Source organism: Neobacillus vireti, assembly GCF_036962345.1.
Taxonomy (GTDB): Bacteria; Bacillota; Bacilli; order Bacillales; family Cytobacillaceae; genus Neobacillus; species Neobacillus vireti_A.
Window position 1 is genome coordinate 1 of record NZ_JBALNB010000004.1, and the last position, 13,850, is coordinate 13,850.

A 13,850-nucleotide genomic window follows, 5' to 3' on the forward strand; every position below is an offset into this window, starting at 1 on the left:
GATTAGGGGCACAATCACGATTGGAATCTTACCGTAATTATCGATTGACTGGATTACGGGCACAATATGGTTAATCATGCACTTTTAATATAACGAGTGTGTCTTTTCTAAAAATTGCTTCAATTAATTAAAGACCAAGGGAAGGATAAAAAGTAAGTAATAGAGAAATGAGTTGGTAAGGATGCGAAAACAAGGAGGATACCAATTCAATGAAACTAGTAACGATCAATAAAGAGGGCAAGAATGTATTAGGTGTAAAAGTTGAGAATGGCCTTATTGACCTGGAAGAGGCATTAAAAGTTAGCCCTAATAATCAAATACATACAAATATCATGGATGTAATCGCAGGTGGTCAGGAAGCGATTTCCTTAGTCGAGGACTATATTGCCAATCTGCCAGTTGAAGATCAACCAAATTACATCAAAAGTGAGGAAGACATAGAGTGGGGACCTTGTGTCACACAGCCGAACAAGATTATTTGTATAGGTTTAAACTATCGCAAACATGCAGATGAAACAAAAGCTCCCTATCCGGAGGTACCAATATTATTTAGCAAATTTAATAATACATTAACAGGACATAAATGCGAGATCGCTGTACCAAAGGTGACCCAGCGACTGGATTATGAAGTTGAATTAGGGGTAGTAATAGGGAAAGAAGCGAAGTATGTAAATAAGGAAAATGCATTAGAATATGTTTTTGGCTACTGCACAGCAAATGATTTTTCAGCACGTGACCTGCAAAAGAGAACACATCAATGGCTGCTTGGAAAAACATCTGATGGCTTCTGCCCTATCGGTCCATATCTAGTCACAGCGAATGAAGCAGGGGATCCCAACAAGTTGCAATTAAAAACATATGTAAATGGAGAAAAACGTCAAGATTCCAATACATCCGATATGATTTTTAATGTTGAAGAGATTGTCAGCTATGTTTCACAGCATATGACTCTTACACCAGGTGATGTGATTCTTACTGGAACTCCTGAAGGTGTTATCATTGGATACCCAAGGGAAAAGAGAGTTTACTTGAAACCGGGTGATGTGGTAACGGTTGAAGTTGAAAAGTTAGGTACACTTACCAATACATTAGTTGAAGACATTTAAGTCTGGGGGAGGAGACAGGCACTATGAACCTACCTGGTGCTCCCCCTAAACATAAAAATTAGCGCGCCGTATATAAACTAAATACCTCGTCCCAACTCCATTTTTCATAGTAAGAACTGCCAATATTGATATTGTTAATCCAAACCATTTCATTCATTTGATAGGTAGGCGATACGAGTACATGTGTATTCCTCCGATCTGTTCTTATCCAAATTAGATTATTTTTAACGACTTGTGGTCTAAAATCCCCATACTTTACAGGTGGAGCAGTTACCTGGGTTTGTTTATTATCCGATAGATTAATCTTATATAGGCTTGGCAATGGTCTTCTATCTAAGATTCCTTCACCATTTTCCTTCGAACGTGAAACGAAGATAGTCCGGTTGTTTTGCCAAGTTAAATCGCGATCTACAAAACCGGCAGGGGTATAAACATCATTTTCCATTGTTGGGGCATTTAAAACCTTTAATTGCTTAGTAATGGTAGCTTCTCTTCCAGTACCTTCTATATATCCTAATAGGCTGTTAAATGGCGCCCATTGGAACCAAGCATCTTCCCGCAGCATTTCATCCACTCGGTGAAATGTTTTTCCATCAGAGGACAGGACGGATAAGATATTTCCATCAGCAGATAAGGAAGCGGTAGGGATTAATAAAAAGCTCAACCAGTTCTTGTCGTTTGACCATTTAAATATACTAGTAGAGACCAATATTTCATCATTATCCACGTTTATTGTGTAAAAATGGCTTATCATAGGCTTTTCATTTTTTCTTAAGATAACTTTTGATAAAATTATATCTGAGTTAAGTTTTGGGTTTTTCTTGGTTGAAATAAGTAAACCATTCCCTGTTGGAAGCCAAGAAAAGTTTTCAACGTTTTTCGCAACTGGAATAAATTGACCAAGTTGTCCGGAATTAATAGTAAATAAATTTTTTGCCACTTGAAATCCGATTTTATTTTCATAAGGGGACCATTGGAAATTATCACTGACATTTTCTTTTACCTTATAGTGTTTATTGGTTTTCACATTGTACGTCCATAGGTCAAAAACATCCCCCTCTTTTACTGACTTCAAATAGGCTATCCAACTGCCATCGAATGACCATTTGGGGTATCTTACATAACCTGAGTCTGTAATTTTCATTTCCCATTCCTTTATTTTTATCCATAATTCATTGTTTCTTACAAAAGCTGCTTTTAGATTTTCATGCGGTATTGCTGAGACAGCACTTGGAATAATGGTTAATAATAAAAGTACGAACACTAGTATTTTTTTCATGAGTTACCACCTAAAATCTTTTTTTCTTAGAATCCCCAATTAAAGGAGAATCATATGTTTAAAATTTTTGTTGTAGAAGATGATAAACAACTTGTTACACTGCTTGAAGAGCATTTACATAAATTTGGCTTTAATACCCAGTCAGTCAATCATTTTGACAGTGTCCTTTACCAATTTGAACAGTATTCCCCACATCTTGTTTTATTGGATGTTTAACCATTAAAAAGGTAGGTTTAACAGATGGGGAGCTGAACAAGACTGTTACACAGCAGCTTTTACTGCTTTTCTTTGTTCCCATCATCGTAACTATTATTCATAGTGTTTTTGCCTTTATAGCGCTGCAAAGTTTATTTATGATGTCAATTGCGACCGAAATGGTTATCGTAATAGCAAGCTTTTTTATCGTACAAATCATCTATTTCTTATTCATCCGTCATCATTATTTACGAAACTTGAAAAAAACATTGATCTAGAGGCTAAGCTGGTTACCAGCTTAGCTTTTAAATTTTCATAAACATTTAAGTTTACTTAAATGTTTATATTGGTTTATAATGGAAATGTAAAGAGGTGAAAGAAGTGAACAAAGATATAGAAATGATCTGCAGCAAAATATTAGATTACTCCAATGCGTTGAGTTCACTATTTTTAGAAGACTATAAAAAATTAATGAATGATGAGTTTGCAGACCTTTCAACAAAACAACAAGTAATCTTAGAACTATTAAGGGTAAAAAATCGGACTGTAAATGAAATCTCACACTTTTTAGCGATTACGGCAAGTGCTGCAAGTCAGCTTATATCAAAGCTTGAAAAGCAGGATTATATAAAAAGAGAGATCAATCCTGACAACCGCCGCGAAATTATCGTCCAACTCGGTGAAAAAGGTCATCACTATAATGAAATGGTCGAAAAGAATCAGTTATTTATCATTGAAAAATATTATGCGAAATTACCAAAGGATGATCTGGAGAAGTTATTAGACATTCATGAAAAACTCTATCATATCGCAGTCGAAGCTCAGAAGGAGTAAATTTTTTTGAGTAATATTTCAGTTCCCTAAAATATTTAATTAAATTAAATAATGGAGGAGAATGAAATGAGAGACTATATGGTTCCATTAAAAGATGGCAGAAAGTTGGCTGTGATTGAATATGGAGAGCCGCAAGGGCTGCCAGTTATGTTTTTTCATGGTACACCAGGGTCCCGCTTACTATTTCTTGGGGATGATAAAATCTCTAAGACATTGGGGATTCGATTGATATCGTTGGACCGTCCGGGCTTTGGGTTATCAGACCCAAAGCCAAACCGAACCCTGCTTGATTGGGTTGATGATATAAATGAAGCAGCAGACTTTTTGAAGCTAGGTAAGTTCTCGATTATTGGGGTTTCAGGAGGCGGCGCATTTGCTGCAGCCTGTGCCTATAAGCTCGCTGAAAGACTTGAATCAGTAGCTTTAGTAGCCAGCACCACTCCATTTGAAAATGGGAAATCTCCAAAAGGTACAATGACTGCCAATAAAATCGCTTTTTTTCTCGCTAGAAAAGCACCGTGGCTAGTAAGAGCAAGTTATCGGTCAACGAAAAAGCTGCTTGAAGAACAGCCAGAAAAGTTCATAGAGCAAAATAAAAAAGGAAACAAGCATTTACATGAGTGGGATCGTCAATTTTTACAAACAGATGAACAGTTAAAAGGTTTAATGATGCATATGGGCGAAGCCTTTCGAGTATCTGTGGATGAATGTGTGAATGAACCTATTTTATTATCCAAACCTTGGGGATTTTCCTTTGCTGACATTGCTGTACCGATTGATGTTTGGCATGGTCAAGGGGATCGAATGGCTCCGGCGGAGGAAATGAAAAAAGCTGCTTCTCTTATCTCAAATTGCCAAACTCACTTTATCCCTGGAGCAGGTCATTTTTTAACGGACGGTGATCAAATTTGGAGCGATATCCTAACTACACTCCTTGACCGCGCAAAAGACAATCCTTCAAATCAATTCCCCTTGGTTAAATAATCCTAGCTTGAGACCTGTCAAAATGGCAGGTCTATTTTAAATGAATGAAAAATTTAATAAAAAAGGTTACACTAACAAAATACAAATAGTGATAGGGGTGTACTCATTGTTAGAAAATAGTTTTGTGATGGTCGCGATTATCTTGGTTATCAATATTGTCTATGTATCATTTTTTACGATCAGGATGATTTTAACATTAAAAGGTCAGCGATATTTAGCGGCGTCACTGAGTATGATTGAAGTAGTGATTTACGTGTTAGGACTTGGACTTGTATTGAATAATATTAATGAAATTCAAAACTTAATAGCTTATGCGGTTGGGTACGGTATCGGTGTGATTGTCGGGATGAAAATTGAGGAAAAGCTGGCTTTGGGCTATATTACGGTGAATGTAATCACAAAGGAATATGATAAGGATCTGCCAAAGGTTTTAAGAGAAAAAGGTTTTGGAGTGACAGATTGGGCGGCCCATGGTCTCGAGGGAGATCGTATGGCCCTGCAAATCTTGACTCCAAGGAAATTCGAACTTAAATTATATGAAACGATAAAAGGTATAGATCCCAAAGCATTCATCATCTCCTATGAACCAAAAGCGATCCATGGCGGCTTTTGGGTGAAATCAGTGAAAAGAGGGAAATTGTTTTCATGAGTAAAAAGAAGAAAATGCAATTTGAGGTTCAAGAAGATGAAAGTATCGAGGCGTGTTTAGAGCGAATGAAGAAACAGGGATATGTCCCGATCCGCCGTACGGAAAAACCGATCTTCCACGAGGTAATTAATGGGAACGAAAAAGCCTATGAACCCGTCGGAAGGCAGATTATATTTGAAGGTATTAGTGTTGAATAAAAGCGAACATTATAATTGGTAAAAATAAAATCGTTCGTTTTTATTGACCATTTGCTCCATAAATTATAATATAAAGGTGTCAAATAAATAAATTACGTAATACCCTCGTATAATAATGGGAATATGGCCCATAAGTTTCTACCCAATTACCGTAAATGATTGGACTATGAGGGAAAGTGGAAATGCCGGAAATGACAAAATCATTTCAAGGTATTTTATCTGTGCCGAATCAGCCCGGACAGACTACTTTCTCTCATTTCTGCGAAATTGGGGAAGTATCTGTTTAGGGCTTTTTATATAAGAAAGTAATAAAAGCGCAAGCGACTTGTCCAGGGGCGCTGGAGCTATAAAAAGGGGCGAGAACATGAATCCGATTGTCGCAGTAATAATGGGAAGTAAATCAGATTGGGAAACGATGAAGCATGCCTGTGAGATCCTTGACCGGTTAGAGGTTCCGTATGAAAAAAAGGTCGTTTCAGCACACCGTACTCCTGATTTGATGTTTGAATTTGCTGAGAATGCTAGAGAAAGGGGAATTAAGGTAATCATTGCAGGTGCCGGCGGTGCTGCTCATCTGCCAGGTATGGTGGCTGCAAAGACGACATTACCTGTGATTGGGGTTCCTGTTCAATCGAAGGCATTAAATGGATTGGATTCACTATTATCGATTGTGCAAATGCCAGCTGGCGTACCAGTGGCAACGGTAGCAATTGGGAAGGCAGGAGCCACGAATGCTGGTTTACTCGCTGCTCAGATCGCAGCGATTACTGATTCGAAATTACAAGAACGACTAGAGCAAATCCGCGAGGAAGCAAAAACTTCGGCAATAGAAAGTAGTGAAGAGCTTGTCTAATCAAACAATTTTACCAGGACAAACGATTGGAATTATTGGCGGCGGTCAGCTCGGAAGAATGATGGCCCTTTCCGCAAGAGAAAAGGGTTATCGAATTGCAGTTTTAGATCCTACGGAAGATTCTCCATGCGGTCAGGTGGCGGATTATAAGATTATCGCCAATTATGATGATCTAGCAGCCATTAGCCAACTTGCTGAAATCAGTGATGTCATCACCTACGAATTTGAAAATATAGATGCTGCAGCGCTTGAATGGCTTTGTAATCAAGCCTATGTACCACAGGGTAAGAACCTGCTTGAAATTACTCAAGACCGGGTGAAAGAAAAAGCGGCAATTTCAAATGCAGGTGTCGAGGTGGCACCATATGCGGTCATCAATTCGCTGAATGATCTTCAAGAAAATTGTGAAGTGCTTGGTTATCCCGTTGTATTGAAAACAGCACGCGGCGGTTATGACGGCAAAGGGCAAGCAGTTCTTAAAAATAGCCAGGATATTGAAGAGGCTAAAGCACTTCTTGAACACGGACAATGTATCTTGGAAAAATGGGTTTCTTTTACGAAAGAAATTTCCGTCATAATCGTTCGAAATCCGCAAGGAGAAACAGCAGTATTTCCGGTTGGCGAAAATATTCATCAGGATAATATTCTCCACCAGACGATCGTGCCTGCACGTATTAGTAAACAAGCGGAGGATAAGGCCATTCAATCCGCGATTCAGCTTGCCAATGCATTTGAGTTAGTGGGAACGCTGGCGGTTGAAATGTTTTTAACGGATGAGGATACAATTTATATAAATGAACTCGCTCCTAGACCGCATAATTCAGGGCATTATACGATTGAAGCATGTGAAACATCACAATTCGAACAGCATATCAGGGCTGTGTGTAACCTTCCCCTTGGTAAGACTGAGCTATTAAAGCCTGCAGTCATGGTTAATATATTAGGAGAGCATGTTCAAAACGTGTTAGAAAAAGTAACATGTGTACCGGATTGGAAGGTTCATTTTTACGGTAAAAAAGAGGCGAAATTTAAACGAAAAATGGGGCATGTAACCATTCTATGTGATACGGTTGATTCTGCCCTTAAAGATGTGAGTAATAGTCACATTTGGGACGATAAAAGTTTGGAGGCCAAAAAATGATTGATCGTTATACAAGACCTGAAATGGGTGCGATTTGGACAGATGAAAATCGCTTTAACGCGTGGCTGGAGGTTGAAATCCTTGCATGTGAGGCATGGGCGGAGTTAGGAGAAATTCCGAAAGAGGACGTAATGAAGCTTCGTGAGAATGCATCCTTTAATATTGACCGGATTAGAGAAATCGAAGAAGAGACTAGACATGATGTTGTGGCTTTTACCCGCGCTGTGTCCGAGACATTAGGAGAAGAGCGCAAATGGGTACATTACGGTTTAACTTCAACGGATGTGGTAGATACCGCGCTTTCTTACGTATTAAAGCAGGCCAATGCGATTATCCGAAAGGATCTTGAAAACTTTATAGAAATTCTAAAAAACAAAGCGATCGAACATAAATTTACCGTAATGATGGGGCGTACACACGGGGTACATGCGGAACCGACTACATTCGGCTTAAAGCTTGCTCTTTGGTACGAAGAAATGAAACGAAACCTGGAGCGTTTTAATCAGGCCGCTGCTGGTGTTGAGTTTGGAAAAATTTCTGGAGCAGTTGGAACGTATGCGAATATTAACCCGTTTGTTGAACAATATGTGTGTGAAAAACTTGGGACTCAGCCTGCACCGATCTCAACTCAAACCTTGCAGCGCGACCGCCATGCACACTATATGTCCACTCTTGCATTGATTGCGACTTCGATTGAAAAATTCGCTGTGGAAGTCCGCGGGCTGCAAAAAAGTGAAACGCGTGAAGTAGAAGAGTTTTTTGCAAAAGGACAAAAAGGATCATCAGCAATGCCTCATAAACGAAACCCAATTGGGTCCGAAAATATGACTGGTTTGGCACGTGTGATTCGCGGCTATATGATGACCGCATATGAAAATGTGCCGTTATGGCATGAACGAGATATTTCACACTCGTCTGCAGAGCGGATCATTTTACCGGACGCTACGATTGCCTTGAACTACATGTTAAATCGTTTTGGCAACATCATTAAAAACCTTACAGTCTACCCGGAAAACATGAAACGTAACATGGATCGTACACTTGGGCTGATTTACTCACAGAGAGTACTGCTGGCGTTGATTGACAAAGGCTTATCACGTGAAGAGGCCTACGATACTGTGCAGCCAAAAACAATGGAGTCATGGGAAAAACAAGTACCATTCCGCGGCTTGATTGAAGAAGAGCCGAAAATTACTAGCCTGCTTTCAGCGGAAGAAATTGCTGACTGTTTTGATTACAACTATCACCTTCAGCATGTTGATACCATTTTTGAACGATTAGGGTTGAACGGGTAAAAAAAAATAGAAGGGGTGCAAGTGCACCCCTAACTTATCAAGAAGATTCCCAATATTGCCAATTCAGGAGGCGTTCTATGAGAGAGCTTTTGTATGAAGGAAAAGCAAAGCGGATTTTTAAAACAGATGATGAACAGACGGTTTTAATTGAATATAAGGATTCAGCTACAGCTTTTAACGGGCAAAAGAAGGCGGATATTACCGGTAAAGGGCGTTTAAATAACGAAATTACTAGTTTGCTATTTTTAAAGCTTAAAGAACAGGGAATTGAGTCGCATTTTATTAAGCAACTGTCGGAAACGGAGCAGCTGGTTAAAAAAGTAAGTATCATCCCTCTTGAAGTTGTCGTCCGAAACGTGGCTGCAGGCAGTTTTTCAAAGCGCATGGGAATCGAGGAAGGTAAAGAGTTAACAAAACCGCTGGTCGAGTTTTATTTAAAAAATGACGACCTCGGCGATCCACTCGTAACTGTTGACCATATTTACGAATTGAACGTTGCAACAGCAGAAGAACTGGCCGTTTTAAAAGAAAAAGCCCTGCAAATCAATAAAGTTTTAACAGGATTTTTCGCTGAACTAGGCATCAATTTGATCGACTTCAAACTAGAATTTGGCAAGGATGCTGCTGAAGACATTTTATTAGCAGATGAGATTTCACCGGATACCTGCAGATTATGGGACAAAAAGACAAATGAAAAGCTCGATAAAGATGTATTCCGTCGGGACCTTGGAAGTTTAACAGAAGCTTACGAAACTGTTTTTAACAGATTAGGGGGAAAATAGCATGTATAAAGTAAAGGTATATGTTACGTTGAGAGAAAGTGTACTAGATCCACAAGGTAAGGCAGTAACGCATTCACTGCAATCATTAAACTATCCAGAGGTATCCGATGTTCGAATCGGTAAATATATGGAGCTGACGATTGAAAAGTCAGAGCGTAATCTTGATGAAGTAATCAATGAAATTTGCAGCAAGCTGTTAGCAAATCCAGTTATTGAAGACTACCGTTATGAAGTAGAGGAGGTTGTTCCTCAGTGAAGTTTGCAGTCATCGTTTTTCCGGGGTCTAACTGTGATATCGATATGTACCATGCGATTAAGGATGAACTTGGTGAGCAGGTTGAATATGTATGGCATGATACGGAAAGCTTAGAGGGATTTGACGGCATCTTACTTCCTGGCGGTTTTTCATATGGTGATTACTTACGAACAGGCGCCATTGCTCGTTTTAGCAAGGTAATGAAAGAGGTAGTAAAAGCGGCAGAGGCTGGTAAACCGATTCTTGGTGTCTGCAATGGGTTTCAGATTTTGCTTGAAGCTGGGTTACTGCCTGGAGCCATGAAACGTAACGAAAGTCTATCATTTATCTGTAAACCTGTTGAATTAAAGGTAGAGAACAATCAGACGATGTTTTCTACTGCCTACTCTCAAGGAGAAACCATTAGTATTCCAGTCGCTCACGGTGAAGGAAACTACTATTGTGATGAAGAAACACTCGTGAAGCTCAAAGCGAACAATCAAATCGTTTTTACGTACCAAGATAACCCGAACGGAAGTTTAGAAGATATAGCAGGCATTATCAATGAAAAAGGAAATGTTCTTGGAATGATGCCGCACCCAGAAAGAGCTGTTGATGAGTTATTAGGCGGCGCAGATGGACTTAAATTATTTCAATCGATTGTAAGAAGCTGGAGGGAAGCAAATGTTGTTAAAGCATGAACCAAGACCAGATCAAGTAAAGACAGAAAAACTTTATCAGCAAATGGGCTTATCCGATGAAGAATTTACGCTCGTTGAAAACATTCTTGGCCGGACACCGAACTACACTGAAACGGGATTATTTTCCGTTATGTGGTCAGAGCATTGCAGCTATAAAAACTCGAAGCCAGTATTGAAAAAATTCCCAATTACAGGGGAAAAGGTTCTTCAAGGTCCTGGTGAAGGCGCAGGGATTGTCGATATCGGTGATGAACAAGCGGTTGTTTTTAAAATTGAAAGCCACAACCATCCATCTGCGATCGAACCATATCAAGGTGCCGCAACAGGCGTAGGCGGAATCATCCGTGATATTTTCTCGATGGGAGCACGTCCAATCGCACTATTAAACTCACTTCGCTTCGGAGAATTGAATGAATCTGCAAGGGTGCGCTACTTATTCAAAGAAGTTGTCGCAGGAATTGCAGGCTACGGAAACTGTATCGGAATCCCGACTGTCGGCGGCGAAATTCAATTTGACGCTAGCTATGATGGTAATCCATTAGTTAATGCGATGTGTGTCGGTTTAATTGACCATAAAGACATTAAAAAAGGTCTTGCGCAAGGTGTTGGCAATACGGTGATGTATGTTGGTGCCAAAACAGGACGTGACGGAATTCATGGTGCAACTTTTGCTTCTGAAGAGTTGACTGATCAATCCGATGAAAACCGTCCAGCAGTTCAGGTTGGAGATCCATTCATGGAGAAGCTTTTACTAGAAGCTTGTTTGGAACTGATTCAATCCGATGCGCTTGTAGGAATTCAGGATATGGGGGCTGCGGGATTAACAAGTTCTTCAGCGGAAATGGCAAGTAAGGCAGGAATGGGTATCGAAATGAACTTAGACCTCGTTCCACAGCGTGAAACAGGAATGACTGCATATGAAATGATGCTTTCAGAATCCCAAGAACGTATGCTAATTGTTGTTACAAAGGGAAGAGAGCAGGAGATAAAAGATTTATTCACAAAATATGACCTGGAAGCTGTAGCGATTGGTACAGTAACAGATGATAAAAAACTACGTTTGCTGCACCATGGCGAAATCGTGGCAGATGTTCCGGTTGACGCTTTAGCGGAAGACGCACCTGTTTATCACAAACCATCCAAAGTTCCTGCGTATTATGAGGAGTTTCAGGCAATGGAGCAGGAAATCCCACAGGTTTCCGATCTAAAAGAAACACTTCTAAAGCTTTTAAGTCAGTCAACAATTGCGAGCAAGGAATGGGTTTATCAGCAGTATGACTATATGGTGCGGACAAATACAGTTGTATCACCAGGTTCAGATGCGGCAGTAGTTCGTATTCGTGGAACTCGTAAGGCATTAGCGATGACAACTGACTGTAACTCACGCTATGTGTATTTAGACCCTGAAGTGGGCGGGAAAATTGCCGTAGCGGAAGCAGCCCGTAATATTGTCTGCTCTGGTGCAGAACCATTAGCCATTACTGATAACTTAAACTTCGGTAATCCAGAAAAGCCAGAAGTGTTCTGGCAAATTGAAAAAGCAGCGGATGGAATCAGTGAAGCCTGCCGCGTTCTTGAAACTCCAGTTATTGGCGGTAACGTCTCTTTATATAACGAAACAAGCGGAACGGCCATCTATCCAACGCCAGTAATCGGAATGGTTGGATTGGTAACAGATATTGATCATATCACCACACAATCATTTAAAAATAGTGGCGACCTTATCTACTTAGTTGGAGAAACAAAGGATGAGTTCGGTGGAAGTGAGCTTCAAAAACTAGTTCACGGAAAAGTTTTTGGAAAAGCTCCGGAGTTAAATATTGAGGTAGAAAAAGCAAATCAGGATCAAGTATTAGCGGCCATCCGTGCTGGCGTAGTTCAATCTGCTCATGACTTATCAGAAGGCGGTTTAGCAGTGGCGATTGCCGAAAGTCTTTTCGACAATGACAAACTCGGAGCGGAAGTGAATGTTTCAGGGAATCTCGTTTCTTCCTTATTCAGTGAATCACAATCTCGTTTCTTGTTATCTGTGAAAAAAGAACATCAAGCACAGTTTGAGAGTTTAGTAACTGCACAATTAATCGGAGAAGTGAACGAAACAGGAACGTTAAAAGTTTTATCTAAAACCGATACAGTATTAGAAGCTTCTGTAAACCAATTGAAGGATGCCTGGAAAGGAGCTATTCCATGCTTGCTGAAATCAAGGGATTAAACGAAGAGTGCGGAGTCTTTGGTGTCTGGGGACACCCAGATTCTGCACAGCTTACCTATTATGGGCTTCATAGTCTGCAGCATCGCGGCCAGGAGGGTACAGGTATCGTCGTATCCAACGGAGAAAAGCTAAGGGTTGTCAAAGGTGAAGGACTCGTTTCAGAGATTTTCACTCCGAAGGTAATGGAAGAATTAAAGGGAACCTCTGCGATTGGGCATGTACGTTATGCAACGGCAGGAGGCGCCGGTTATGAAAATGTCCAGCCCTTGCTGTTCCATTCCCAAACGGGCAGTCTTGCCCTTGCCCATAATGGAAACCTAGTAAATGCTAATTTCTTAAAGCACCAGCTGGAAGCACAGGGAAGTATTTTTCAAACAAGCTCTGATACCGAAGTTTTAGCTCATTTAATTAGAAGAAGCGGATTTCCTGAGCTTAAAGATCAGGTTAAAAATGCTCTTTCGATGTTAAAAGGAGCTTACGCCTATTTAATTCTAACGGAGAATGAATTAATGGTTGCTCTTGATCCTCATGGGTTAAGACCATTATCACTCGCATGTTTAGGAGATGCCTATGTGGTTGCTTCCGAAACCTGTGCATTTGATGTCATTGGGGCGGAATTTATCCGTGATATTCGACCGGGAGAATTATTGATTATAAACAAGGACGGAATTACTTCTGAGCAATTCGCTTTCAATTCAACGAAGTCAATCTGTGCGATGGAATATGTTTATTTCTCAAGACCGGATAGTAACATTCAAGGTATTAATGTGCATACAGCCCGTAAGAATATGGGGAAAAGATTGGCAGTTGAAGCTCCGATCGAAGCCGACGTAGTAACAGGTGTTCCAGATTCAAGTATTTCTGCCGCGATTGGCTATGCAGAAGTTTCCGGTATTCCCTATGAAATGGGCTTAATTAAAAATAAATATGTTGGCAGAACTTTCATTCAACCTACTCAAACCTTACGAGAGCAAGGGGTAAAAATGAAGCTGTCCGCTGTTCGCGGTGTGGTAGAAGGAAAACGTGTTGTAATGGTGGATGACTCCATCGTTCGCGGAACCACGAGCAAACGGATTGTATCGCTGCTAAAGGAAGCAGGAGCGACAGAGGTACATGTTGTGATCAGTTCTCCGCCGATAAAAAATCCTTGTTTCTATGGGATTGATACATCGTCTAAGGAGGAATTAATTGCATCGGATAAATCAGTGGAAGATATTCGCGAGCTTATTGGTGCTGATTCCCTAACGTTTTTAAGCACAGAGGGAATGGTAGAAGCAATTGTAAAAACTGAAGGAACGGATGGTTTCTGCCTTGGCTGTTTTACAGGTAATTATCCAACGGAAATATATCCAGATACACTCCAATATTATTACCAAAAATAAGGGGG

General features: G+C 40.2%; 15 protein-coding genes and 1 riboswitch. Of the genes, 14 read left to right on the plus strand and 1 reads right to left on the minus strand.

The features are described from left to right. Window positions 1–209 precede the first annotated feature (209 nt). Window positions 210–1,106: a fumarylacetoacetate hydrolase family protein gene (locus V7108_RS02475; protein WP_335567297.1), complete on the plus strand. Its 897-nt coding sequence runs from the start codon at window positions 210–212 to the stop codon at window positions 1,104–1,106. Window positions 1,107–1,164: 58 nt separating this feature from the next. Here the strand turns inward: V7108_RS02475 and V7108_RS02480 are convergent, their stop codons facing one another. Beyond that, window positions 1,165–2,385 carry a hypothetical protein gene (locus V7108_RS02480; protein ID WP_335509537.1) on the minus strand — a complete coding sequence of 407 codons (1,221 nt, stop codon included), beginning with the start codon at window positions 2,383–2,385 and terminating at the stop codon, window positions 1,165–1,167. Window positions 2,386–2,439: 54 nt separating this feature from the next. On the opposite strand from V7108_RS02480, the gene V7108_RS02485 reads away from it, so the two are divergent. The 13 genes from V7108_RS02485 (at window position 2,440) to purF (ending at window position 13,845) form a co-directional block, all read left to right on the plus strand. Then, the gene (locus V7108_RS02485; RefSeq protein WP_335509535.1) at window positions 2,440–2,601 is read left to right on the plus strand and encodes a hypothetical protein; all 162 of its coding nucleotides are present in this window, start codon (window positions 2,440–2,442) and stop codon (window positions 2,599–2,601) included. Window positions 2,602–2,961: 360 nt separating this feature from the next. Continuing rightward, the gene (locus V7108_RS02490) at window positions 2,962–3,414 is read left to right on the plus strand and encodes a MarR family winged helix-turn-helix transcriptional regulator (protein ID WP_335509534.1); all 453 of its coding nucleotides are present in this window, start codon (window positions 2,962–2,964) and stop codon (window positions 3,412–3,414) included. A gap of 66 nt (window positions 3,415–3,480) precedes the next feature. Beyond that, on the plus strand, window positions 3,481–4,398 hold the full coding sequence (locus V7108_RS02495; protein ID WP_335567298.1) for an alpha/beta fold hydrolase: 918 nt from the start codon (window positions 3,481–3,483) through the stop codon (window positions 4,396–4,398). A 106-nt stretch (window positions 4,399–4,504) separates the two neighbouring features. Beyond that, entirely contained in the window at window positions 4,505–5,047 is a 543-nt protein-coding gene (locus V7108_RS02500; RefSeq protein WP_335509530.1) for a DUF2179 domain-containing protein, read from the plus strand. Further along, a complete protein-coding gene (locus V7108_RS02505) occupies window positions 5,044–5,244 on the plus strand; it encodes an NETI motif-containing protein (RefSeq protein ID WP_335567299.1) in 201 nt (66 codons plus the stop codon). The genes V7108_RS02500 and V7108_RS02505 overlap by 4 nt, the downstream gene beginning before the upstream one ends. Window positions 5,245–5,329: 85 nt before the next feature. Then, window positions 5,330–5,431: riboswitch (purine riboswitch) on the plus strand. Window positions 5,432–5,608: 177 nt separating this feature from the next. Next, the gene (purE, locus tag V7108_RS02510; protein WP_335509526.1) at window positions 5,609–6,097 is read left to right on the plus strand and encodes a 5-(carboxyamino)imidazole ribonucleotide mutase; all 489 of its coding nucleotides are present in this window, start codon (window positions 5,609–5,611) and stop codon (window positions 6,095–6,097) included. After that, window positions 6,090–7,238, plus strand: a complete 1,149-nt coding sequence (gene purK / locus V7108_RS02515; RefSeq protein ID WP_335567300.1) for a 5-(carboxyamino)imidazole ribonucleotide synthase — start codon at window positions 6,090–6,092, stop codon at window positions 7,236–7,238. The genes purE and purK overlap by 8 nt, the downstream gene beginning before the upstream one ends. After that, the gene (purB, locus tag V7108_RS02520; RefSeq protein WP_335567301.1) at window positions 7,235–8,533 is read left to right on the plus strand and encodes an adenylosuccinate lyase; all 1,299 of its coding nucleotides are present in this window, start codon (window positions 7,235–7,237) and stop codon (window positions 8,531–8,533) included. The genes purK and purB overlap by 4 nt, the downstream gene beginning before the upstream one ends. A gap of 77 nt (window positions 8,534–8,610) precedes the next feature. Continuing rightward, window positions 8,611–9,315 carry a phosphoribosylaminoimidazolesuccinocarboxamide synthase gene (purC, locus tag V7108_RS02525; RefSeq protein WP_335509520.1) on the plus strand — a complete coding sequence of 235 codons (705 nt, stop codon included), beginning with the start codon at window positions 8,611–8,613 and terminating at the stop codon, window positions 9,313–9,315. A gap of 1 nt (window position 9,316) precedes the next feature. Continuing rightward, entirely contained in the window at window positions 9,317–9,571 is a 255-nt protein-coding gene (gene purS, locus V7108_RS02530) for a phosphoribosylformylglycinamidine synthase subunit PurS (RefSeq protein ID WP_335509518.1), read from the plus strand. Further along, complete coding sequence (gene purQ, locus V7108_RS02535; protein WP_335509516.1) at window positions 9,568–10,251, plus strand: phosphoribosylformylglycinamidine synthase subunit PurQ; 684 nt, start codon at window positions 9,568–9,570, stop codon at window positions 10,249–10,251. The genes purS and purQ overlap by 4 nt, the downstream gene beginning before the upstream one ends. Next, window positions 10,235–12,463 (plus strand): phosphoribosylformylglycinamidine synthase subunit PurL, encoded by a 2,229-nt coding sequence (purL, locus tag V7108_RS02540; protein ID WP_335567302.1) that lies wholly within the window; start codon window positions 10,235–10,237, stop codon window positions 12,461–12,463. The genes purQ and purL overlap by 17 nt, the downstream gene beginning before the upstream one ends. After that, on the plus strand, window positions 12,439–13,845 hold the full coding sequence (gene purF, locus V7108_RS02545) for an amidophosphoribosyltransferase (protein ID WP_335509513.1): 1,407 nt from the start codon (window positions 12,439–12,441) through the stop codon (window positions 13,843–13,845). The genes purL and purF overlap by 25 nt, the downstream gene beginning before the upstream one ends. Window positions 13,846–13,850: the final 5 nt, after the last annotated feature.